Origin of the sequence: Colwellia sp. BRX8-7, assembly GCF_014077275.1 — a bacterium.
GTDB lineage: Bacteria > Pseudomonadota > Gammaproteobacteria > Enterobacterales > Alteromonadaceae > Colwellia_A.
On sequence record NZ_JACGVP010000012.1, the window covers coordinates 1 to 22,174 of the forward strand.

Genomic DNA, 22,174 nt, shown 5'->3' on the forward strand with positions numbered 1-22,174 from the left:
ACAGCGTGAGCACAAATATCAATAGCAAAGACTTGAGATAATGTAAAAATACGCTGTTCAATCCAATGACGCCTGTGCTCGTAACTGACACCGGTTTCTTTATCAACACCACATAAAAAGGCTTTGCGAACGGTTTGACTGCAAATATGATAATACGGCGTATCAGATAAACTAATTTGTTGTGAACGAGGCTTGGGCATAACAATCACCACACTTATAAGAGGGTAATTTAAGTGTAGTTTATTGTTGAAAAAACAAACAAGTTATTATGGGTGGCTTAATTAGTGATCCTATTGCAGCTATAGTCTATTGTTATGTTTTTTAGCCTCAAAATATTTAAGTGATATCAATAGTGAACTGACTGCAATATCACCTAAATTGAATAAGGCTTTCCAAAAGTAGGAATAATTACTTTAAGAGGATCCATGTTTAATTTCTTAATTTCTTCATTAAGAGTTTCAATTGGATCATTATATCCCTCATCAGTTAACTTAAAAGTTCCAAAGTGAATACCGATCATCTTCTTACCCTCTAGGTCTCTAAATGCTTGTAAAGAATCCTTTGGGTTAAGGTGGGCATCTTTCATGAACCATCTAGGTTCATATGCTCCAATTGGAATCAAAGAAAGATCCGGTGCACCAAGTTTCTCTTTAATTTTTTTAAAAAACTTTCCATATCCGGTGTCTCCTGCAAAGTAGATCTTATAATTATTTTCAATATAGAATCCACCCCAAAGCATTTTCCTTTTATCGAATAGACCTCTGGCTGACCAATGCTGAGAAGGAACAAAAGTAATCTTAGTATTATTAGCTGTTATATTCTGCCACCAATCCAGATCGACAGCGGCTTCAATTCCATTATCTTCTAGAAATGACTTTGTTTTCAAACCTGCAATGAATTTGGGGGCATCTCTATCGTTTAATCGCTTAAGCGTATCAAGATCTAGATGGTCATAATGATTATGAGATATAAGAACGATATCTATTGATGGCAGATCATCAAAGGCAATACCAGGTTTAACGACTCTTTTGGGGCCAGCAAATTGAACAGGTGAAGCTCTGAGTGAATAATGAGGATCTGTTAGTATGTTTAAATTATCAATCTGAATAAGAACTGATGCATGGCTGATCACAGTAATTATTGGCTTTACCGATCTTTGGCTAGAGGGTTTAAACTGCTTGGAGTCAATTTTATCTGGCCAAGGAGTAGACTCACTTATAGCCTTAATTCTCCAACTTAGTAGGTCAAATATACTTTTATCGCTAAAAGGCTCAATGTTATCAAATTTCACACCGTCAAAAGGGGCATTAGTCTTTTCATAAGGTTGAGATACACAAGAGGATAGTAAAAGGGTAAATATTAATGCTGATAGTTTTTTCATTTAGCTTGCTCATTTTTTCTTAGTCTTTATTTAAAACCAAAAACATATTAATTAACGTATAGGCTTAGCTATTAAATTAAAGGTTAATGAATATACTTTTAATATGTAAGGAAGCTCCAATTAAAAAACTAGACAAACTTTATGAAAGTAAGCTTGAAGAAGCTATGCATGCCTAGCGTAAAGGGGATATAAAATCATACGCAATTATCACGCTTAAACTGAAAAATTTAAAATACAAATTTTAGAACGACAAGTATCTTCAAAAAAATAACAGTTTATTATGGATACTTCTCAGTAATATGGTTCGAATAATTTATTAGAAAATATATCGACAAAACGTAATGAGAAATTCCGAAAAGTGCACAGTTGCAGTTCAACAGTGAACGAGCTCTGCTGGTTCAGTTGACCTAGACAAATATTAAAAATATTTATCCCTTTATAGCCCTAGAATTCATACGATCCACGAACTAAAAAAGTTCACACTCTTAACTATAATATAACATTTTACCGTGTTTAAATTCGCTAGTTATTGATGTTAATGCCTGCTCTTGTATCAAAGCAGTCAGTGGTAAGTCTTATTAAAACGCTAACGTTTACCACTTAGTTATAAGCTTTTGTGAACCAAAACCATCCCTCTTGATGGACAGTTCAGATACGAAAAAAGACGTTATATCTGATGCTTATAAAAAATGAGACCCAGTCGACTCTAAATAGCAATTAAAGGCTTTGGATAGTTTTTTTGGATACATTTCAGATTGAGAATCAAAAAGCAGTACGATATGATTCTGGTATACAACTATAATAGTGAATCATAATGGCCTTAACTTATAACAAAACTATACTTTGGTTTTCCTTGGCTTTGGGACTGTTAATAAGCACCTATGGTTTTGTAGCTGGCCCTATAAGTCTGTTGTCTCTAATAGATGTTGTAAAAGGAAACAAACCCTTTAGTGAACTTCATAAACCTAGACCTTTCAGCGCTGTTATCAAAAGAGGGCCTGATGTCGCCCTCGATGATGATAATGTATATATGTCCTCCACTAATTTTAAATACGATATCTACAATATTTTATCTATATTTCTTGCAAATAAGACACAAATAGAAATAGATTCAATTAAGCGCAACCTTGAACCCCTCAGTAAATTACGTCAAGTATATTGGGAATCTAACCGTTACGTAAAAGTAACAGAAGAGCAAAGTAATTTAAAAAAAGAATATGATGGAAGGATTACAGGCGGGTATGAATGGGAAATCGACACTAGAACACTCAAGTATTTATTACAAAACATCCCAAAGAAAGAAATTTTATTGTCACTTAAATCTAACAATATCTTCACTAAATCATCGGATATTATAATTCAGAGTAAAAGTGTTATGTTTGAATTTTCACCTACTGGTCGGTTATTACGAATATATTCTAGGTAGTAATAAAAGGGTCGACATAAAAAGTTGCTATGGTGTCAAAGAGCAACCAAACCTAACTTTCTAGGGAATAAATACGTTAAGTTTACCGCTCACCAAAGACGATTCGCTAATATCTCATGTCCGCTTGAAGTTATGTCCTGAATTTAGAAAGTGAGCCTACTACCTTCAACTAAGCGCACAAAGAACTAAGCCACTGAACATGAACTAACGTTGTGGTGGTTTTTGTCTATCAAAATGATGGTAGTTTGATGCCTTCTGAATACTAAAATAGTTCAAAAAACCATTGATACTAATGACCGTTTGTCTGATCACTTGTCGCTAGATAAGCCGAGACTAATGTCCGATATCGTATCTAAAACGTCTTTAAAGTTACTCTGTTCTGACGAACGTTTGCTGAAATACTGAGGGTTAAAGCTATTTATCCAAAAGACGTAATGGTGGAGCACTTGTCATTATAAAAATAACTAGTAACATCTGTTTTTAACAATACGCTACTAATGACTGATTAATAGCTAAAAGTTATTGATGGGGCAATGTCGATGCTATTTAGTGGTTGCATTGAATGTTATGACTTTCGGTTTTAATGCAACTCGGGGCAAAGCTATTGTCATAACTCAAGGTGTTAATGGATAAATAAGATTTATGAATATAGTGATAGTTTCAGATGTTTTTGGTATGACCCCCGCTTTAATAAAACTAAAAGATAAACTCGGTGTAACGACTATTGTTGATCCATATAATGGAAAAAGTATGGATTTTAAAAATGAAGCTGAGGCATATTCATGCTTTATGGCTAAAGTCGGACTTGAACACTATATTTCAATAGTCTTAGAAGCCTTGGTGTCGCTTGATGGAAAAACAACACTCATTGGGTTTAGTATTGGGGCATCGGCTATTTGGATAATTTCTCAAACAAATGAAAATAATTTTATCAAACAAGCTTTTTGTTTTTATAGCTCACAAATAAGAAATTTCAGCCAAATAGACCCGTGCTTTAAAATAAATTTAATCCTTCCTAAAAATGAAGCTCATTTTGATGTTGTCGAGCTTATAAAAAAGCTTGAAGTTAAAGCTAATGTTAAAATAACACAAGTAGAGTACCTACATGGTTTTATGAATTATCATTCGAATAACTTCAATAATACCGGTTATCAAAAATATGTTACTTTGTTGCGAACCATTACCCGTTAGTCTATTACCCCGAGGAGACGCTAAATACTTTGTTTAACCTTTTCATCTTCACTTTCTTTTTTGCTAGTATCATTTGCGAGTCCTTTTAAAGATTGATATAGCGCTTCTTCTGCTGCGGATAAGCTTTTTGGAAAAACAATTTTGAGTTTTACAAAAAAGTCTCCAGCAATTTTACCTGGTAAGCCCCGACCTTTTAGATGCATTTTAGCACCACTATTTACTAATTTAGGCAGGCTTAAATCAATTGTTCCTGTTGGTGTTGGCACTTTTACTTTTTCACCTAGTGCTGCTTGCCATGGGCTAATAGTAAGCTCAGTGGTGATGTCTTGCCCTTCAATGGTATATAAGGGATGAGGGTTAAAGCCCACTTCAATATATAAGTCACCATTGTTAGCGCCGCCAAAACCTGTTTCACCTTGCTTTTGTAAACGAATTTTCTGTCCGGGTTTAATACCTTTTGGAATACTTACTTTCAAGGTTCGCGCTTTTGATTGTGCTTGTCCATGTTCATCAACCATTTGATCTTGCAAGGTAAAGCTTCGAGTTGCCCCGGTATATGCATCAGGTAAGTCAATTAATACTTTTGCATGACTGTCTTGCCCTTGCCTAGACTGAGGACCACGCGATGAATGCTGGTTTGCGTTGAAGCCGCCGCCAAATAATGATTCAAAAAAATCACTAAAGTCGCCTTGACCACCTGCATTAAAATTCCCATTACCTTGCTGATATTGCTCTTGCCATTTAGGTGGCGGGGTAAAGCCTGCTTGGCCCGCCTTCCAATTACTACCCAGTTGGTCATAAGCTGCGAGCTTTTCTTTATCGCGTAACACGTCATAGGCTTCATTAATGTCTTTAAAGCGAGCTTCTGCATCTTTTTCTTTACTGACATCGGGATGAAACTTTCGTGCTAATTTCCGATATGATGTTTTAATTTCATCCTGAGACGACGTTTTATCAACGCCCATAATTTTGTAATAATCTTTATAATTCACAGTGAACTCCTGCGTAGTAAACCGGCAGATAAATATTGTCCTAATGTTAACTAGTCCAATTTGATGGTGTTATTATAAGAATAAATAAATATGATGAATGTCAGTAATGTGACACTTTCAGTAAAATATGGCAGGTAGATTTAGATCTTTCATGCTATTTTTGAAAGAAGTCGTTTTAATCTCTTTTAAGGAAAAATAATGTCTTACACGCTCATACATAACGCAAACGAATGTAAATACGAATACCATATCGATGGCGCGGTTGCTTATATCACTTACGATGATCAAAACGGTAATATGCACTTAACCCATACTATCGTTCCTGATGAGCTAGCGGGGAAAGGCCTAGCAAAAACACTGTTAGAAGATGTTCTTCAGCAGATAAAAATTGATAATAAAAAAGCGGTTGCGCAGTGTTCATACATTATCAAATATTTAGAAAAACACCCTGAAGCAAGTGACTTATTTGTATAATTATTGACAATAAAAAGCGCCATTAGCGATGAGTTTTAAAATGAATAAAGTCACGTTTATCTATAGGCGCTTATAACCGATCTGTTATTTCCATAATGTTGACCGTCATCTTAATAGTATATTAATCAGTACTTATTAAAATCACCCCTATAAAAATAGTTTAGTGCACACTTAAAATGGGTATTTTTAATACTTCTCTTTTTAATAGGTTTCTTGCTATTTCAGGCGACACTTCATAAAACTCGTTAACGTATTTTTTCGCATCAAAATACTGTCTTATCTGCTTTTTAACTTTACACGGATTTTCGCATGCCAAAGAAAAAAAAAGTTGATAATGGCCTGGACTCTTCTTTGACAGCGACTTTGCATATTCTTCAGTATTGCTTGAAGTACACCCTATTCTAATTACATTTGAAAAAATAGAATGTGTCATTATGTAGACATTGCCAAACGAAACATTATCAAGTGGGTTAACCAAGCGGGAATTTTTTAAGCTCATAAGTTTGTTCTCATTGAGTAATAAAATGTAGTGACTTATTGTCTTTATCGTTATCTATGACGTGATTTTATCGAGTTCTTTGCCTCGAATATTGATCTCGAACTGTTATTTATGTCGTTGCGTTATTATTTGAACGCAGACTTGATGCGGGTCAATGTTTTAGTTATTGATAAGGAGGTTAGAGAAAACTCAGTTAATTTAGTGATACAAAAGGGTCGAGATTAAGATAGTTTGCGTTGTTAAATGCGTATTGGTGTTAATTAATATAAAAATTTACCGGCTAGACTTCTTATATTTACCGCTTGTTATTTGGTCGAAGCGCTTGTTTTTTAAACGTGATTTATTAATCTATTCTATCTTTAATAATTGTTACACAAATTAAGGCGATAATTGTCGTAAAAAGTAGCATTCTGCCTCACTTTATATTAAATTTGCCGCCCTTAATTAGTACAGTTAACCAGAGCGCCTTATGAACGAAAATACTCTCCCACAACTCGAACAACTGATCGAAAAAATCATTGATAAAAATAACCAATTAAAAAGCCAAATAGCAGAATTAGCAGAGCAAAAAGCAGGCTTAGCTCAGCAAGTGGCAGAATTAGCAGAGCAAAAAGCTTTGCTTGTCGATGAAAATGAAACCTTTCAGCTTGAAGTCTTAGAAGGTGAAGAAAAACAGAAACAAACAAATAATGTATTAACTGCTTTATTAGCTAAATTGCAAAGTGCAGAAGAGCTTAGTTAATGTCTATTAAAGACTCTAATGGCATCAGCATTGAAATTATGGGTAAGCTACATCAGTTTTCTTGCCCAGCTGAACAGGCAGAGGATTTAAAGGAAGCGGCTAGTAAACTTGCTGTTATGTGCGATGACATTAAACAGCAAAGAGGAAATGCTAGCAGCGAGCGTGCTTTATTAGTTGCGTCAATTAATTTAAGCTATTCATTATTAATAGCAAATAATAAAATTGAGCAAAATCAACACAGACAAGAAGTGTTGATTTCGACACTTAAAAACGCTTTATAAACACTTTCACCTTTTCTAGTATTGCCACTATCGCTGAGTAAGTTAAGATAGTGGTAATCATCGTTACTTTATACTTAGGAAAAATTTAGCTATGGCTGATGCTAGCATTGAATTTAAAGGTTCAAGCTTTACCCTGTCTGTTTTACATTTAAAAACATCAAAATTAGCAGATATTCGGTCTGATTTAGCAAACAAAGTTGCGCAAGCGCCAGATTTTTTTTATCTTGTTCCTATTGTGGTTAGTATTGAAAAATTAGAGGGTTCGGTTGACTATCAAGCAATCAAATCATTAATTGAAGAATTCAATTTTACCTTTGTTGGCTTTACGGGGTTGATAGCTAAAGAACAACGAACGTTGATCCGCGAACTTGGTTTTTCATTCGTTAATACGGCAAAAAACCAGTCTTTAGATAAAGCGCCTCGTGCAGAAAAACCAGAAATTACAAAAACTGAAACGATAGCAGATATACCAGATCGTGGACTTTTCAGCGATAAAATACATCGTGGTCAAATTCGTTCTGGTCAGCAAGTTTATGCTAAAGACCAAAACTTAGTGGTTATTGGCTCAGTATCTGCTGGAGCTGAAGTGATTGCTGATGGTAATATTCATGTTTATGGTTCGTTACGTGGTCGAGCCATTGCCGGCGCAACAGGTCACCATCATGCGCAAATATATTGCCAAAATCTTGAAGCAGAATTAGTTTCGATTAATGGTAACTATTGGCTAAGCGAGTCAATGGAGCAACATTGGGGCTCACCCGTATATATACATTTGACTGACAGTGAATTAACGTCATCAAAACTTATTTAACTTTTAACTTATAAAGGATATTCGGTCTATGGCACGAATAATAGTAGTTACATCAGGAAAGGGCGGGGTTGGCAAAACGACATCAAGTGCGGCAATCGGTCTTGGTTTGGCGTTAAAAGGTCAAAAGGTTGTGTTAATTGATTTTGATATAGGCTTACGAAATCTTGATTTGATTATGGGCTGTGAACGCCGAGTTGTTTATGACTTTGTTAATGTGATTAATGGTGAAGCCACCCTAAATCAGGCATTAATTAAAGATAAGCGTGTCAGTAGTTTATCTATATTACCTGCTTCACAAACCCGTGACAAAGATGCGTTAAATAAAGAAAACGTTGGTAAGGTTCTTGAAGAGCTTGGTAAAACCTATGACTATATAGTTTGTGATTCTCCAGCGGGTATTGAAGCAGGCGCTATGATGGCGCTTTATTATGCTGATGAAGCTATAGTCACTACTAACCCTGAAGTTTCATCGGTTCGTGACTCTGATCGAATTTTAGGTATGTTAGCTAGCCGTTCTCGCAGAGCTGAGCTTGGCTTAGAACCTATTAAAGAACATTTATTATTAACGCGTTATTCACCTAAGCGTGTTGATGATGGTGAAATGCTAAGTGTTGAAGATGTGGTAGATATTCTATCAATACCTTTATTAGGTGTTATTCCGGAATCACAAGCGGTACTTAAGGCATCTAATGCCGGTGAGCCAGTGATCTTAGATACTGAAAGTGATGCAGGAAAAGCGTATCAGGATGTGGTTGATCGCCTTTTAGGTGAAACCGTTGATTTTAGATTTTTACATGCCAAGAAAAAAGGCATTCTTAGTCGTATGTTTGGAGGATAACATGGCATTACTTGATTATTTTTTACGTAAAAAAGAAAAACAGGTAACAACCGCTTCTAAGGCGAAAGAACGTTTACAAATTATTGTTGCCCATGAGCGCAATAGTCGAAATAAACAGCCTGATTACTTGCCGCAACTCACTGCGGATATCCTTGAGGTATTGCGTAAGTACATTAAAGTCACCGATGAAAGTTTTTCGATAAACCTTGATAATAAAGGTGGCGATTTAAATGTCTTAGAACTTAATATTGAATTAAGTGATGAGAACAGTATTAACTAAGTCGATTTGATATTGTTTATCAGACCTTATTGGTAAACATAAAAAAGGCGCGTATTCTTTGAGAGAATACGCGCCTTTTTCATTTTATTTTACGATAAAATGATTAAACATTTTACCGTCATCTTGTTTTTAACACTTAGTAGGCTTCGGCGATGGCTTCTTCAACTAACTGAGTTAACTGTTCGTAGCCAAAATTAACCAGAGGTTTTCCATTAACAAAAAACTGCGGCGTTGCTCGAACTTCGAGGGTTTTACCGTCTGCGATATCTTGCATTATAACCTTGCTAACGTTTTCGCTACTGACATCACGCATAAACTGTGCGCTATCTAAAGGTAAGTCCTTTAATAACGCACGAGCACTTTGTGGTTGAGCAACATGATGGCGAGTCCAGGCTTGCTGTTTGGCAAATAAAATTTCTACTGCCGGCCAAAACTGTTCTTGTAAGTGTGCGGCTTCAAGTAGTTTAACCACTTGATCTGAACCCTTATGGAAAGGGGTGTAGCGCATCATAACCTTAACTTTACCAGGGTAGCGTTTAATTAAATTATTTACCAGTGGGTAAAAAGCTGAACATGTTTCGCAAGCAGGATCGAAAAATTCGACAATGGTCACTTTTGCCTCTAACGGTCCTTTTATTGGCGCGCCAACACGTTCAATGATGTCGAGGTTTTCAACCTTAGCGCTCTGGTGGCTATTGTTTGCTTTAAATATTGTTGCTGCGCCAATAAAAGCCAAAAGGATAATAAGGCTGGCGCTAATGAAAAGTGATTTTTTATTCATGATGATTCCGATTTAGTCATAAAAAATAATAATAAAGCCATGAGACTAAAGGTTAGTAAAGACATCATTGGCATATTTAAGAACCCAAAAACATTGAGATGCGTTTCTGAACAAGGAATATCTTGTACGCAGGGCTGTGCGCTTTTAGGAATATAACCGGCCACTAATAACACATGAAATAATGCGGTTAGCCAGCCAAATAAAACCAATACACTCGCATAGCGGGTCACTTTAGCGTCGAATGGAAATAAAGCCATTGGTAAAATAACGACCAAAGGGTACATAGCAATCCGCTGATACCAGCACAAAGAGCAAACGGGGAGTTTAACAACCTCACTAAAAAATAAACTAGCAAGCGTGCTTATGGTGGCGAGTACCCAAACTGAAAAGAGTAACAACCAACCTTTGGATAACGTATTGTTAGCAGGTATATCGTTCATATAATCTCGTTTAGTTAACGTTAAAAATCCAGCTTAAGCCAGATTTTTAAGGTAAATAAAATTAAGTTAATTATTCAACTATATCCATTTCTTCAATAAGATTGGTCGCGCCGTCAACATGTTCCATCACCCATAACATGTATTTAATATCAACGTGAATCGATCTGTTTAATTTAGTGTCGTAATCCCAATCACCAATAATACTTTCATAAACACCGTCAAAGACTAAACCAACAAATTCTGCTTTATCGTTGAGAGTAGGTGAGCCAGAGTTACCACCGGTAATATCTAATGTGCCTAGGTAGTTTACTGGCACTGAGCCGAGTTCTTTTTTAGCGTATTCGCCGTAACTTTTACTCTTAATTAACTCTAGTTGTTTTTTAGACGCATTAAAGGGTTTAATACCTGTGTCTTTTTCTACTATACCTTCAAGTGTGGTAAAAGGTGTTGCAGTGAGTCCGTCTACTGGCGAATAACCTTTTACGTTACCGTAAGTAATGCGTAATGTACTGTTAGCATCTGCGTATACAGGGAGTTTTTTATCGTTAAAATAGGCGATTAACGCTTCCATATACTTAGGACGATAAGCTTGAATATTACCTGACAATTCTTCGTCTTTTTCTTCAAGTGCTTTTCTTACAGAAAAAGTCTTTACGGCAAGTTGAATAAAGGGATCTGAGCTTTTTTCAAAGTCGGCTACCGATTTATTCATCCAAGTAAGGCGAGTTTCTTGGTCAGCAATTGTTGATGTTTGATACATTTTTTCAAGCTTAGTGCTTAAGGCTTTTTTATTTAGCCCTTGTTCAAGTTCAAAAAATTCATCGATGGCGAGAATACGTTCTGATTTAGGCAATTCAACATAATGTGTCAACATAGCGAATAAGATCTTTTGATCGATATTCGCGTCGAATCGACGATTAAAGGTTTTCATGCTTTGTTCAAAACGTGCAAGATCACGTTCTTGGTAACCCCTTTCTCTCGCTACGTTTGGTTTGTTTTTTTCTACGGCTAAACGATGTAAACGATAAGCGGTGCTTAACATTTTGTTGTAAGCCATATAACCTAGAATAAGATCGCGTGCTTGAGTTTTTTGGTTTTGTTTTAGGAGCTTATTTAGGCCGGTAAGTGCGTTGCCATATTTAGCTTTTCGCATTTTATCAGCATTGATCCAAGCGCTTAAGTCTTGTTCTAGTTGCTGTTTACGGGCTAACGTTGTGCCTTTATTGTAGCTTTTTATCATGCTACCGTAATTTTTTGCGTAGTTAGCTAAGCCGGCTAAGGTGCTTTCGTACTTTATTCTCGCTTCACTTTCTTGTGCAGACTCGTTATGAATTAAGTCGATAAGCTCTTCACGATAATTTTTAGCATTAGGGTAAGTCCAAGTAAATTGGTTTTCAACCTCAAGTGCAGTGCGGTAACGGTTGGTGCGTCCTGGGTAACCTAGCACCATAATGTAATCGCCTTCATCAACACTACTTTTATTCACTTTTAGGTGATGCTTTGGCTCATAAGGTACGTTGTCTTTACTAAAATCGGCGGGTTGGCCATCTTTACCGACATATGCACGATAAAAACCATAGTCTCCGGTGTGGCGTGGCCACATCCAGTTATCAACATCGCCACCATACTTACCAACACTACTTGCTGGAGCATGGACTAAACGAACATCGCGAATAGTTAATTGTTTAAATAAATAATATTCTAAACCGCCATGAAAATTGACAACACTACAACGATATTTGTCATCACTTTCACATTCAGCTACTAATGTTTTAGAGTTTTTATCTATGACTTTATAGCGCTCAGAGCCCGACATGTTCTCGGTAATACTGCCTTTAATTAACGTGGTAACATCATTGATTTCTTCTGTTACATAGATACGACTGCCGGGTGTAGCAGGTAGCTCTTCATCAAAGGTTTTTGCTAGAAAACCATTGGCGAGTAGGTTGTTTTCTGCTGTTGAGTTGTATTGAACAGAGCCATAAACACAATGGTGATTAGAGGCAACTAAGCCTTTATCAGAAACAAAAGAAGCCGTGCAGCCACCAAGGCTGACAATAGCACCCATAGGAAAACCAGTAAGATCGGTTAAATCGTTAGGATTTAATTTTAAACCTGCTTGGGTAAGTTCTGATGCAATGCTTGGCAATTGGTGAGGTTGCCACATACCTTCATCAGCTGTGGCAAATGTTGAAGCCATCGCTAATAATAAAATTGTTGTTTTTTTCATTAGAATTCTCTGGATTGTATTAATTTATAGTTTTAATTTTATAGTTATAAGCTGCGCGTAAATATTATAAAATACTTAGTTGTCATGTTTTTACTTAATATTGCTAATCGACATTATGCCAAAGATAACTTTAAGGATAAAGAGGGCGTTTTAAGCAAAATAAACAAGGCGTATGATTATTGTGATCACACGCCTTGGTTTCTGATAACGTTTACGTTATTTTAAGAGGTTTTGACTTTAGTTTAAAACGGGCAATAAACCATAATCTTTACCATATTCCAACATCTGCTCTTGGAAGTTATCAGGGTAAGTGATTTTAACATTAGTCATTTTATCACCTAGATAAACGGCCTCTAATTTAGGGTTAACAAAACCAGAATATGGTGCTAATTTAAGTTTCTCATAACGGCTCAACACTTCTAAGTGCAATTTTTTGTCAACCTTAACCGCATAGCCTTCAATTAAAGCTTGGCCTGCAGCAAAGTCACCTTCAGACTTTATTCGTTGTAATTCACGTAATAATTGGCCAAATAATGTCCGTAGCTTTTGATAGTCGTTGACAACAAAAAAAGTTTTTCCATCACGAACTCGCTTTTCAATAACATTGTCAGTGGCACCTTTTTCAAATGCCCAACTTGCAATTAACTGGCGGTTACGCATGTGTGCTTCTTCAATATGCTCACCCTCTTTTAGACGCCTTAATTGCAACATCATGCCGTTACGAATATAACTGTCGTAGCTTGCTTTACCCACTTCTAAGCTTGGCATTGCACCCATATCAATTAATTTTTGATCCATAAGATAGTACAAGGCAATTAAGTCGGCGCGACCTTCTTCAAGGGCTGACGAATATTGCTTTAACGTTTCTTTAGGTGTGCCAACGCCTTCGTTAATTTGCCCCGAAGCATGACCAACAACTTCATGTAAATCGGTATGTAAGTGAGACGCTAACGGACCAAATTCTTTGCTGCGGGCAAGTTCAGCATCGTCCCAAACAAACTCGGCTAACGAACCACCTTTTACGTTGTCATAAGCACTAACAATATTAGTTAAGCTTACCGACTTTGAACCATGCTCAGCGCGTATCCAGTTAGCGTTGGGTAAGTTAATGCCAATAGGCGTAGAAGGAGAAGCATCGCCAGATTCAATAACAACTGTAATGGCTTTACCGGTAATACCTTTGACTTCTTTTTTCTTATGGCTTTCAATGAGTGGTGAATTATCTTCAAACCACTGAGCTTCTGCGGCAATCTTAGCAATCACCTTGGTGGCTTCGTGATCTTTTACCGAAACAACGGATTCAAATGAACCTCTGTAAGCTAGAGGATCGTCGTAAACTTCGATGAAACCATTTACTACGTCAACATCTGAATTAACGTCTTTAACCCAAGCAATAGAGTAGTCGTCAAAGTCTTTTAAATCACCGCTTCTATAGTATTTAGATAACAAGGTTAGGGCTTTACGTTGTTGCTCGTTTTCAGCAACGGTTGCTGCTTTATCTAGCCAAAAGACAATTTCACTGATGGCTTTATCGTACATACCACCAACTTTCCACACTTGTTCAACTATCTTGCCGTCAATTTTTACTAATTTAGAATTCAAGCCCCAAGATACTGGACGCTTAGGGTCTACATCGACCTTATTTTTATAAAAGTTTTCAACTTCTTGTTCGGTAACGCCTTCATAATAGTTAACGGAAGAGGCAACAACATTATCAATGTTAGCAGACTGATTAACCATTTTAGGTGCGACCGTTGGGTCGAATAAAATAGGCGTTAGTAAGGCCACTAACTGCTCAGCACTTTGGTCTTTATTTAAGGGTAATTTACCTTTTTCGGCAACTGACATGACATAGCGTTCAAAAGTTTCAGGGCTAAATTCAGGGCTGAATTTACCTGACATATAATGGTGATGAATGCCGTTAGAAAACCAAACACGTTTGGTGTATTCATTGAACTTTTTGAATTCTTCGCTGCTTTTGTCTCCGGCATAATCAGCGATAACCGCTTCTAGCGTATGACGAATGGTGAGGTTGTATTTGTAGTTATGATCCCAAGTAATATCACGACCAGAAAGCGCTGCTTTATAAAGATAAAATAACAATTCTTTAGTTTCTAGAGGCAACTCTTCAAAACCAGGTACTTGATAACGTATAACACGGATATCAGCAAAACGGTCTACCTGCCATTTAAATTCATTGTTGCTAGTTGCTGTCGCCTGATGAGTTTGCTTTGGCTCTGCTTTTATGCTGCTTGTTTCTTGTTCAGAGCAGCCAGAAAAAGCGAGCACAGCTGCTAACGCTGCAGATATTTTTGATAATTTCATGTGGTTTTAATTCCAAGTATTGCCCTGCGATCGAGCCTTTTATTATAAGTATTACTTAACGCTAAAATAATACTCACAATGTCGCAATATTTATACCTGTTAACTTTATTGGCAACAATCAGTATTTAGCTTAAAAGGTTCTTTAAAGGACGGAAAAATTAATATTTAGCGTTTTTAATGATTAAATATAGCGGCAATAGCTTGATATTTAATCATAGCGGACCTACATCATAGTAAATCCTAACCAGTAAAGTTCACTATGTTGTCTTATCTTCTTCCCATATTTATTGGCGTTTTACTTATTGGCTATTCTGTCGGTAAGCCTTACTGGCGAGAATATCAGCGAGATAAAATAAGGCGTCAGCCATTTAAAAAAACATGGCGAAAAATCATTCAACAAAGAATGCCTTATTTTGGACAAATGCCAACAGATTTACAGTTGCAGTTAAAGCAACATATTCAGGTATTCTTGGCGGAGAAAACCTTCGTTGGTTGTAACGGTGTTAAAATAACCGATGAAATACGTATAACGATTGCTGCCCAAGCATGTCTATTGTTGCTTAATCGCAAGACTAATTTTTACCCTAAATTACAAACCATACTGGTTTACCCTCGGGCTTTTATTAAGCAACAGCAAAATATGGGGACTGATGGCTTAAGATACCAACAAAAAGTAGCATTGGCGGGTGAATCATGGGATTTTGGTAAAGTTGTATTATCTTGGCAAGATACTTTAGACGGTGCAAAAATACCTAATGATGGTCGTAATGTGGTCATTCATGAGTTTGCCCATCAGCTAGACCAAGAAAATGGCAGCGCTAACGGTGCGCCTATACTGGATAAAGGGCAGAGCTATCAAGGTTGGTCTGCTGCTTTTTCTCTACAATTTGAACAGTTAAAGATGCAAGCAAGAACCGGAGCACCCTCATTATTTGATTATTACGGAGCAACAAATCCGGCTGAATTTTTTGCTGTTACCAGTGAAGTATTTTTTGAACAAGCTAAACAGTTTCATGCTAAGTATCCGATGCTCTATCAGCAACTTAAAAATTATTATCATGTTGACCCTGTTCACTGGGCTTAATATTCATATGACAGATAACATCACTTTAATAATGACAAATCTGGTGATTATTCTAAAGTACTTTATTGATATACCAAAATAATAGCGCAAGCTCCTGTTAGTACTGGGTACTATTTATGCGGAGCAATAAAATCTTCGGCTAATCTATCTTCACTGTAGTAAGATGCTCATAACTTGTTGTTTAAAATTATTACGGTTAGGGTGTGGAGTTAACAACTTCTTGTTTTAATGGTGATGATTTTCTAGATATTTCTAAAGATCCTGTTATGCGTTTACTAAAATCAACTATTCATCCTGACATTCGTGATATGTCAGCACGCCAATTTACTCGAAAAGCAACGCGGGCTATTGTCTTAAAGGGTGAAGATATACTTTTGCTGTATACCAAGCGGTATCATGATTACAGTTTACCCGGTGGCGGTATCGACGAAGGTGAAAGTAATGTTGCCGGTTTGGTGCGCGAGTTAAAAGAAGAAACTGGCGCGCATAATGTGCAAAATATTCAAGCGTTTGGTTTATATGAAGAGTTTAGACCTTGGCATAAGCCCGACTTCGAACTTATTCATATGGAGTCTTACTGTTATATTTGTTCAATAGATGAAGAGTTACTTGAACCCGAGCTTGAAGCGCATGAAATTAATAATGGTATGCATCCAATTTGGATGAATATACATCAAGCTATTAGTCATAATGAGCAAACAATAGCGAATAGTCTAAAAAAGGGACTTTCTATTGAACGTGAAACTTTTTTGTTAAAGCTTATTGTTAGTGAGCTACTAGTCAAATAGGGTTAAGTGGTTTTATTGTGGCTATTGTCTGAGGCAGGGACGTTTTCTATAAAAATTAGTCAGCACTTACTTCATTAGTAATGGCAATTCTTAAGGTTTCTCTTTTTAATAGTTTTGCTGCGGCCTCTGCCGATACTTGGTAAAACTCATTAACGTATTCTTGTGCGTTGAGATATTCGCGTATTTTCTTTTTTATCGCGCACGGGTTGTTACAGGCTAAAGAAAATACCAGCGAGTAATCACCTGGCGAGTTTTTTGATAGTAACCGAGCGTATTCGACTGGATCACCTGGAGTACAGCCTATTCTTATCACATCTGAAAAAAAAGAGTGAGTCATCACATAAACGTTACCCGTTGAAACAGTGTCTTTTTCCATGTCTTTTATAAACTTCTTTTTTATATTAAATAGTTTAAAGGTACTTTATCTTTGAAATAAAGTACCTCATCAAACAAATATGTACTGGCTTAAACTACTTTTAAATAGTCTTTAATTATTTTTGCGCCATTACTGGCTTGAATTGGCTTAAAAATAAAACCAGAAACGCCACTTGCTTGGCATTCATCGACGAGTCCTTTATCGGTAACAGAAGACAACATTACCACAGGTACATTTGAGCCACTGGCACGAATAGCTTTCAATGCCTCGTTACCGTTCATCTTAGTCATCACGACGTCCATGAAAAGGAAGTCAGGTGCTTGATTTTTTACCGCTTCTACCGCAGTACTACCATCGTCTGCTTCAATGACATTTTCATAACCTAAACCGGCTAAAAAGCGTTTTATTGCTTTTCGTATCATCGCACTATCGTCAACAAGTAATATTTTACTCTCTAGTGGTAAAGGTGTGCTGTGTGGATTTGCAATGCCTGAGCTTTGTTCTCTTTCAACATTACTGGTTTGAAAATTAACATTACGCACCAATAAATTAAAATAGTAACGACCAACACCTTCAACGGTAATTGGTACAGTTATTATCTCTTTAACGCCTGCTAAGTATTTTTCCATATCTTTAAAATTATGGATAAAATATGGGCTAGAAAAATCAAATTTTAAGTTGTTGCGGCTCAGTAAATCAGTTGCTCGACCAACAATGGTATTGCCCCATTCTGCTAAAGCATTACTTAACTCGTCATTTATTTCTGTGTAATCATATGCTTCATCAAACATATTTTGGCAAACAGAATTACCAATAGCTACTGCGGTTTCTGGGTAATGATGCATCATAATTACCCCATCTAAACAGCCGGTAATATCAGAGCAAACGGCATAACCTTTAAAGCGAAAGTCTTCAACTTTATCCATAAAAGCTTCGCCGGCGCTCCCCGATAAACTGGTCATCGATTTTAAGCTAGCAATAGATTCATTAATGAAAGGATGTAAAGTGACCTTATAAATTGTATCAATAGACATGAAATATCCGCATATATTATTTTTATTGTGCGAATAAAATACTAGAGCAAATAAGGTTTTGCAAGCAAATACCCTAGGCGATTAACGAGCTTTGATTATTTTTTTTAATAATATATCAAGCACTAATCACTTCTGTGTTGATACTGGTGAAAAAACAACCAAAAACTTTAAGGATTAAGTAGAGAAAATAGAGTTTTTACTGTATAATGCGCCACTTTATTTTGATGGTCTTAAATATGTTTCTATTTTTGCTATCTTCACCGTTGCTGGTTAACAATTTTAGTTAGCACTATTTAGGAATTTATCTTTGATCACTACATCTAACATTACAATGCAATTTGGCGCAGAGCCTTTGTTTGAAAACATTTCGGCTAAATTTGGCAATGGTCACCGCTACGGTTTGATCGGCGCAAATGGTTGTGGCAAGTCTACATTCATGAAGATACTCAGTGGTGACTTAGTACCAAGTTCGGGCAATGTCTCGGTTAGTACTGGCAACAAAGTAAGTACGTTGGGTCAAGACCAGTTCGCTTTTGAACAACACAATGTTATTGACACTGTTATTATGGGTGATATGCCATTATGGAAAGTAAAGCAAGAAAGAGATGCTATATACGCACAAGCTGAAATGAGCGAAGCCGATGGTATGCGTGTTGGTGACTTAGAAAGTGAATTTGCTGAAATGGACGGTTACACCGCAGAAAGTCGCGCAGGTGAAATACTACTAGAAGCAGGTATCGAAGAATCTTTTCATTATGGTTCAATGCAACAAGTTGCTCCAGGTTGGAAACTTCGTGTTTTACTTGCACAAGCCTTATTTGCTAACCCTGATATTTTGTTACTCGATGAGCCAACCAATAACTTGGATATCCATACCATCAGTTGGTTAGAAGCTGAGTTAAACAAACGTAAATGTACCATGATCATTATTTCTCATGATAGACATTTTCTTAATTCAGTATGTACACATATGGCTGATATTGATTACGGTGAATTACGCGTTTACCCGGGTAATTACGAGTTCTTCTTAGCGCAGTCTGGTTTGTTACGCGAGCAGTTATTAGCCGGTAATGATAAAAAAGTTGCTGAGATTGCTGAGTTGCAAGACTTTGTTAACCGTTTTGGCGCTAACGCTTCTAAAGCGAAACAAGCAAGTTCTCGTGCTAAGAAAATGGATAAAATTAAACTTGATGATGTAAAGTCTTCAAGTCGTATCACCCCAAAAATAGCTTTTGCCCCTGGCAAGAAAATGCACAGACAAGCACTAGAACTTGAAGGTTTAGCGCATGGTTTTGACGGCGTTACTTTGTTTTCTAAAGGTGATTTATTGTTAGAAGCGGGTGCTAAATTAGCTATCATCGGAGAAAACGGTGTTGGTAAAACAACGTTACTTCGCTGCTTAATGAGCGAGTTAGAGCAAACTGAAGGCGTTGTTAAATGGTCTGAAAATGCCTCTGTGGGTTATTGTCCACAAGATAGTGGTTCATTCTTTGACAATGACTTAACATTGATGGAATGGATGTCGCAATGGCGTAGACCTTGTCACAATGATTTAAGTGTTCGTGGCATGCTAGGACGTATGTTATTCACTGATGATGATGCTAACAAGAAAGCACGTAACTGTTCAGGTGGTGAGAAAAATCGCTTGTTATTCGGTCGTTTAATGATGGCTGATATCAACGTATTAATTATGGATGAGCCGACTAACCACATGGACATCGAAGCGATAGATGCATTGAACAATGCGCTAAAAGACTTTGAAGGTACGTTAATTTTTGTTAGCCATGACCGTGAGTTTGTTTCTAGCTTAGCAACCCGTATTATCGACATTAAAGATAAAAAGCTTGTTGATTTTCAAGGTTCGTTAGATGAATATCTTGATAGCCAAATACAGGCTCAAAAAAGAGCTTAGTTCTCTTTTAGCTTAGTTATTTGATTGTTGAAAACGCCTTTAATGGCGTTTTTAACGCTTTAACTAAGCACTATTTAATAGACAAAAAAATGAGTTAGCAAACATTTAAAACGAGTGCGCTATACTCTCTACCACTCTGAAGACAACTCTACTGCTGCCTTCACCTTAACAACGTTCTCTAGGCCTAAACATGATAAACAATGATATTCTTCGTCGCTTAAGTACTTTACTTGATTTTGATGACGAAAAAACCCGTGCCGTCTTTAAATTAAATGCTTGTGAAATATCAGCAGAGCAATTGGTTTGTTTTTATAAAGAAAAAGACGATGAGACTTATGTTGAACTACTTGATGTAGAATTTGCTAGTTTCCTCAATGGCTTGATTGTTGAAAGAAGAGGCGCAAAAGAAGGACCACAAGCGGTCCCTGAAGCTGTCTTAACTAATAACGCTATTTTTAATAAGTTGAAAATTGCTTTTTCTCTACAAGCTGATGAAGTGATTGATACGCTTGAATTAGCCGAGTTGAGCTTAACCAAATATGAATTAAGTGCATTCTTTCGAAGCATCAATAATAAACATTATAGAGATTGTAGTGATGAAGTTTTATCGACCTTTATTAAAGGTTTAAAAATTAAACTTCAAGGATAGTATTATGCCATTTTCGACACTGGGATTAAGTGAACCGCTTTTAAAAGCACTTGCTGACTTAAAATATGGCGAGCCAACGGCTATTCAGAAAAAAGCCATTCCGGTTATTTTATCGGGAAAAAACCTTGTTGCTGCAGCGCAAACAGGTACCGGTAAAACGGCCAGTTTTGTTTTACCAATACTTGAAAAACTTAATACCGAACGAAAATTACGTGGCAAACGTATTCGAGCGCTTATTCTTACCCCAACACGTGAACTTGCCGTTCAAGTAGAACAAAGTATCCGTGATTATGGTAAGTATTTAGACCTAAGCTCGATGGCAATGTACGGTGGTACTGAAATTGAACCGCAAAGGCAGAAGCTTATTTGGGGGGTTGATATTGTTGTTGCGACTCCCGGGCGATTACTTGATATGGCTCATCAACGTGCTCTGCATTTTGATGAACTTGAAGTCCTTGTTTTAGATGAAGCTGACAGAATGCTTGATATGGGGTTTATTGAAGATATCAATAAAATCATTGAACGTTTGCCACTTGAACGTCAAAACTTATTATTTTCAGCCACTATTTCTGATGATGTTCGAACGTTATCAAAGCGTACCTTTAGTAATGCGACAGAAATCTCAATCGGCAATAATAGCGCCTCTAAACCTAAAATTGATCAATGGTTAATAACGGTTGATAAAGGTAATAAGTCGGCATTACTGAGCCATTTAATTATTGAACATCAATGGCAGCAAGCGCTGATCTTTATCGAAACAAAACACGGTGCAGCTAAACTTGTTAGCCAGCTAGAAAAACGTGGCATTAGTGCCGAGTCTATTCATGGTGGCAGAACACAAGCGATGCGAGAACAAGTTCTTAATGACTTTAAAGCCGGTAAAATTAAGTTTCTTGTCGCTACAGGTATTGCTTCACGCGGTCTTGATATCGGCGAGCTCACTCGAGTGGTTAATTACGACTTACCTGATCAAGTCGATGACTATATTCACCGTATTGGCCGAACAGGTCGAGCGGGAGCCTCTGGAGAAGCGGTATCATTTGTAGCCAAGGACAATTTTAGAAACTTGTGTGCGATAGAAAGCCGTTTAGGGCATGTTATTAAACGCAAAGAATTTGAAGGATTTCCAGTCAAAAAAGTGGTGCCACTTTCTATTCTAAATTATGTGCCAAAAAATAAACGTTAACTGCGGCTCATTAATTTATTAAGTTTGTATTGCGCTTGTTGGGGATGGGTTAAATCGATGATTTCTATCATTTCACACTCATCCCTGATCATCTCACTGACATTACTCGGATAATCCCGGCAGTCTTCAGGGCGGTCTTGATAAATAGCACAAGTATATTTAACTTGCTCGGTAGCATCTTGGTTAGGCATTTTTTCTAGGAAAGGGCACTGTGTCAGTTGTTTACCGGTTTGAGGATTAAACCAAATCTTATCTTTTATTACATATTGATGAATATGAGGGCGAAAAATTTCCCACATCTCAATATCTTCAATCGAAGCTGCTATGCCTCCGTCGCCATATTTTATACAGCATTTTCCACATTGATTACAATCTTTCAATGGTTGCTTAACTCGTTTTAGTGTTTAAACAAAAGTGTATCATGTTAGCCTAACAATTATTGCGCTGGGCATTC

The 22,174-nt window shown here is 36.8% G+C and carries 24 protein-coding genes and 1 pseudogene; 14 read left to right on the forward strand and 11 right to left on the reverse strand.

Going from position 1 to position 22,174, the window contains the following annotated elements; translation table 11 throughout:
* Positions 1–200, reverse strand: a pseudogene (locus tag H4J57_RS12670) (transposase); the annotation flags it as partial.
* A gap of 173 nt (positions 201–373) precedes the next feature.
* Positions 374–1,381 (reverse strand): MBL fold metallo-hydrolase, encoded by a 1,008-nt coding sequence (locus H4J57_RS12675; protein WP_182243171.1) that lies wholly within the window; start codon positions 1,379–1,381, stop codon positions 374–376.
* A gap of 86 nt (positions 1,382–1,467) precedes the next feature.
* Here H4J57_RS12675 and H4J57_RS19815 point away from each other — a divergent pair, with 86 nt between their 5' ends.
* The 3 genes from H4J57_RS19815 to H4J57_RS12685 all read left to right on the forward strand — a co-directional run bounded on the left by H4J57_RS19815 (position 1,468) and on the right by H4J57_RS12685 (position 3,998).
* Positions 1,468–1,557: a DUF6435 family protein gene (locus tag H4J57_RS19815; RefSeq protein ID WP_220470310.1), complete on the forward strand. Its 90-nt coding sequence runs from the start codon at positions 1,468–1,470 to the stop codon at positions 1,555–1,557.
* Between the two features lie 638 nt (positions 1,558–2,195).
* Positions 2,196–2,807, forward strand: coding sequence for a hypothetical protein (locus H4J57_RS12680; RefSeq protein WP_182243173.1), 612 nt, complete (start codon positions 2,196–2,198; stop codon positions 2,805–2,807).
* A 642-nt stretch (positions 2,808–3,449) separates the two neighbouring features.
* On the forward strand, positions 3,450–3,998 hold the full coding sequence (locus H4J57_RS12685) for a hypothetical protein (RefSeq protein WP_182243175.1): 549 nt from the start codon (positions 3,450–3,452) through the stop codon (positions 3,996–3,998).
* Between the two features lie 20 nt (positions 3,999–4,018).
* On the opposite strand, the gene H4J57_RS12690 is transcribed toward H4J57_RS12685, so the two are convergent.
* Positions 4,019–4,990: a DnaJ C-terminal domain-containing protein gene (locus tag H4J57_RS12690; RefSeq protein WP_182243177.1), complete on the reverse strand. Its 972-nt coding sequence runs from the start codon at positions 4,988–4,990 to the stop codon at positions 4,019–4,021.
* 198 nt (positions 4,991–5,188) lie between these two features.
* Between H4J57_RS12690 and H4J57_RS12695 the strand changes: the two genes are divergently transcribed.
* On the forward strand, positions 5,189–5,464 hold the full coding sequence (locus H4J57_RS12695) for a GNAT family N-acetyltransferase (RefSeq protein ID WP_182243179.1): 276 nt from the start codon (positions 5,189–5,191) through the stop codon (positions 5,462–5,464).
* Between the two features lie 160 nt (positions 5,465–5,624).
* On the opposite strand, the gene H4J57_RS20375 is transcribed toward H4J57_RS12695, so the two are convergent.
* Entirely contained in the window at positions 5,625–5,963 is a 339-nt protein-coding gene (locus H4J57_RS20375) for a GIY-YIG nuclease family protein (protein WP_182243181.1), read from the reverse strand.
* Between the two features lie 469 nt (positions 5,964–6,432).
* Here H4J57_RS20375 and H4J57_RS12705 point away from each other — a divergent pair, with 469 nt between their 5' ends.
* The 5 genes from H4J57_RS12705 (at position 6,433) to minE (ending at position 8,915) form a co-directional block, all read left to right on the forward strand.
* Positions 6,433–6,705 (forward strand): DUF904 domain-containing protein, encoded by a 273-nt coding sequence (locus tag H4J57_RS12705; RefSeq protein ID WP_182214833.1) that lies wholly within the window; start codon positions 6,433–6,435, stop codon positions 6,703–6,705.
* A complete protein-coding gene (locus H4J57_RS12710; RefSeq protein WP_182214834.1) occupies positions 6,705–6,986 on the forward strand; it encodes a cell division protein ZapA in 282 nt (93 codons plus the stop codon). Before H4J57_RS12705 ends, H4J57_RS12710 begins: the two co-directional genes overlap by 1 nt.
* A gap of 91 nt (positions 6,987–7,077) precedes the next feature.
* A complete protein-coding gene (gene minC, locus H4J57_RS12715; protein WP_182243183.1) occupies positions 7,078–7,797 on the forward strand; it encodes a septum site-determining protein MinC in 720 nt (239 codons plus the stop codon).
* A gap of 28 nt (positions 7,798–7,825) precedes the next feature.
* Positions 7,826–8,635 (forward strand): septum site-determining protein MinD, encoded by an 810-nt coding sequence (minD, locus tag H4J57_RS12720; RefSeq protein ID WP_070374181.1) that lies wholly within the window; start codon positions 7,826–7,828, stop codon positions 8,633–8,635.
* A gap of 1 nt (position 8,636) precedes the next feature.
* Positions 8,637–8,915 carry a cell division topological specificity factor MinE gene (minE, locus tag H4J57_RS12725; RefSeq protein WP_070374180.1) on the forward strand — a complete coding sequence of 93 codons (279 nt, stop codon included), beginning with the start codon at positions 8,637–8,639 and terminating at the stop codon, positions 8,913–8,915.
* A 136-nt stretch (positions 8,916–9,051) separates the two neighbouring features.
* Here minE and H4J57_RS12730 read toward each other — a convergent pair whose 3' ends face one another.
* The 4 genes from H4J57_RS12730 to H4J57_RS12745 form a co-directional block, all read right to left on the reverse strand.
* Positions 9,052–9,696 (reverse strand): thioredoxin domain-containing protein, encoded by a 645-nt coding sequence (locus tag H4J57_RS12730; RefSeq protein ID WP_182243184.1) that lies wholly within the window; start codon positions 9,694–9,696, stop codon positions 9,052–9,054.
* Positions 9,693–10,136, reverse strand: a complete 444-nt coding sequence (locus H4J57_RS12735; RefSeq protein WP_182214840.1) for a disulfide bond formation protein B — start codon at positions 10,134–10,136, stop codon at positions 9,693–9,695. The genes H4J57_RS12730 and H4J57_RS12735 overlap by 4 nt, the downstream gene beginning before the upstream one ends.
* Positions 10,137–10,206: 70 nt before the next feature.
* A complete protein-coding gene (locus H4J57_RS12740; protein WP_182243186.1) occupies positions 10,207–12,366 on the reverse strand; it encodes a S46 family peptidase in 2,160 nt (719 codons plus the stop codon).
* 237 nt (positions 12,367–12,603) lie between these two features.
* Positions 12,604–14,691: a dipeptidyl-peptidase 3 family protein gene (locus H4J57_RS12745; RefSeq protein WP_182243188.1), complete on the reverse strand. Its 2,088-nt coding sequence runs from the start codon at positions 14,689–14,691 to the stop codon at positions 12,604–12,606.
* A gap of 259 nt (positions 14,692–14,950) precedes the next feature.
* On the opposite strand from H4J57_RS12745, the gene H4J57_RS12750 reads away from it, so the two are divergent.
* Both H4J57_RS12750 and H4J57_RS12755 read left to right on the forward strand, forming a co-directional pair.
* Positions 14,951–15,775: a zinc-dependent peptidase gene (locus H4J57_RS12750; protein ID WP_182243190.1), complete on the forward strand. Its 825-nt coding sequence runs from the start codon at positions 14,951–14,953 to the stop codon at positions 15,773–15,775.
* A gap of 266 nt (positions 15,776–16,041) precedes the next feature.
* Entirely contained in the window at positions 16,042–16,563 is a 522-nt protein-coding gene (locus tag H4J57_RS12755) for an NUDIX hydrolase (protein WP_182214967.1), read from the forward strand.
* Positions 16,564–16,618: 55 nt separating this feature from the next.
* Here the strand turns inward: H4J57_RS12755 and H4J57_RS12760 are convergent, their stop codons facing one another.
* Together H4J57_RS12760 and H4J57_RS12765 are read right to left on the reverse strand one after the other, a co-directional pair.
* Positions 16,619–16,939, reverse strand: coding sequence for a GIY-YIG nuclease family protein (locus H4J57_RS12760; RefSeq protein WP_182243192.1), 321 nt, complete (start codon positions 16,937–16,939; stop codon positions 16,619–16,621).
* Between the two features lie 89 nt (positions 16,940–17,028).
* Complete coding sequence (locus H4J57_RS12765) at positions 17,029–17,973, reverse strand: response regulator (RefSeq protein ID WP_182214848.1); 945 nt, start codon at positions 17,971–17,973, stop codon at positions 17,029–17,031.
* 307 nt (positions 17,974–18,280) lie between these two features.
* On the opposite strand from H4J57_RS12765, the gene H4J57_RS12770 reads away from it, so the two are divergent.
* From H4J57_RS12770 to H4J57_RS12780, 3 genes are all read left to right on the forward strand, one after another.
* Entirely contained in the window at positions 18,281–19,885 is a 1,605-nt protein-coding gene (locus H4J57_RS12770) for an ABC-F family ATPase (RefSeq protein WP_070374171.1), read from the forward strand.
* Positions 19,886–20,075: 190 nt separating this feature from the next.
* Positions 20,076–20,534 carry a DUF1456 family protein gene (locus H4J57_RS12775; protein ID WP_070374170.1) on the forward strand — a complete coding sequence of 153 codons (459 nt, stop codon included), beginning with the start codon at positions 20,076–20,078 and terminating at the stop codon, positions 20,532–20,534.
* 4 nt (positions 20,535–20,538) lie between these two features.
* A complete protein-coding gene (locus tag H4J57_RS12780) occupies positions 20,539–21,720 on the forward strand; it encodes a DEAD/DEAH box helicase (protein ID WP_182243194.1) in 1,182 nt (393 codons plus the stop codon).
* Here H4J57_RS12780 and H4J57_RS12785 read toward each other — a convergent pair.
* A complete protein-coding gene (locus H4J57_RS12785) occupies positions 21,717–22,100 on the reverse strand; it encodes a YkgJ family cysteine cluster protein (RefSeq protein WP_182243196.1) in 384 nt (127 codons plus the stop codon). The genes H4J57_RS12780 and H4J57_RS12785 overlap by 4 nt on opposite strands.
* Positions 22,101–22,174: the final 74 nt, after the last annotated feature.

Coding starts and splice junctions, on each gene's coding strand:
- H4J57_RS12780 (WP_182243194.1), top strand. CDS start 20,539: ATGCCATTTTCGACACTGGGATTAAGTGAACCGCTTTTAAAAGCACTT.
- H4J57_RS12710 (WP_182214834.1), top strand. CDS start 6,705: ATGTCTATTAAAGACTCTAATGGCATCAGCATTGAAATTATGGGTAAG.
- minD (WP_070374181.1), top strand. CDS start 7,826: ATGGCACGAATAATAGTAGTTACATCAGGAAAGGGCGGGGTTGGCAAA.
- H4J57_RS12730 (WP_182243184.1), bottom strand. CDS start 9,696: ATGAATAAAAAATCACTTTTCATTAGCGCCAGCCTTATTATCCTTTTG.
- H4J57_RS12735 (WP_182214840.1), bottom strand. CDS start 10,136: ATGAACGATATACCTGCTAACAATACGTTATCCAAAGGTTGGTTGTTA.
- H4J57_RS12775 (WP_070374170.1), top strand. CDS start 20,076: ATGATAAACAATGATATTCTTCGTCGCTTAAGTACTTTACTTGATTTT.
- H4J57_RS12675 (WP_182243171.1), bottom strand. CDS start 1,381: ATGAAAAAACTATCAGCATTAATATTTACCCTTTTACTATCCTCTTGT.
- H4J57_RS12740 (WP_182243186.1), bottom strand. CDS start 12,366: ATGAAAAAAACAACAATTTTATTATTAGCGATGGCTTCAACATTTGCC.
- minC (WP_182243183.1), top strand. CDS start 7,078: ATGGCTGATGCTAGCATTGAATTTAAAGGTTCAAGCTTTACCCTGTCT.
- H4J57_RS12765 (WP_182214848.1), bottom strand. CDS start 17,973: ATGTCTATTGATACAATTTATAAGGTCACTTTACATCCTTTCATTAAT.
- H4J57_RS12705 (WP_182214833.1), top strand. CDS start 6,433: ATGAACGAAAATACTCTCCCACAACTCGAACAACTGATCGAAAAAATC.
- H4J57_RS12750 (WP_182243190.1), top strand. CDS start 14,951: ATGTTGTCTTATCTTCTTCCCATATTTATTGGCGTTTTACTTATTGGC.
- H4J57_RS20375 (WP_182243181.1), bottom strand. CDS start 5,963: ATGAGCTTAAAAAATTCCCGCTTGGTTAACCCACTTGATAATGTTTCG.
- minE (WP_070374180.1), top strand. CDS start 8,637: ATGGCATTACTTGATTATTTTTTACGTAAAAAAGAAAAACAGGTAACA.
- H4J57_RS12755 (WP_182214967.1), top strand. CDS start 16,042: ATGCGTTTACTAAAATCAACTATTCATCCTGACATTCGTGATATGTCA.
- H4J57_RS12760 (WP_182243192.1), bottom strand. CDS start 16,939: ATGGAAAAAGACACTGTTTCAACGGGTAACGTTTATGTGATGACTCAC.
- H4J57_RS12680 (WP_182243173.1), top strand. CDS start 2,196: ATGGCCTTAACTTATAACAAAACTATACTTTGGTTTTCCTTGGCTTTG.
- H4J57_RS12685 (WP_182243175.1), top strand. CDS start 3,450: ATGAATATAGTGATAGTTTCAGATGTTTTTGGTATGACCCCCGCTTTA.
- H4J57_RS12745 (WP_182243188.1), bottom strand. CDS start 14,691: ATGAAATTATCAAAAATATCTGCAGCGTTAGCAGCTGTGCTCGCTTTT.
- H4J57_RS19815 (WP_220470310.1), top strand. CDS start 1,468: ATGAATATACTTTTAATATGTAAGGAAGCTCCAATTAAAAAACTAGAC.
- H4J57_RS12695 (WP_182243179.1), top strand. CDS start 5,189: ATGTCTTACACGCTCATACATAACGCAAACGAATGTAAATACGAATAC.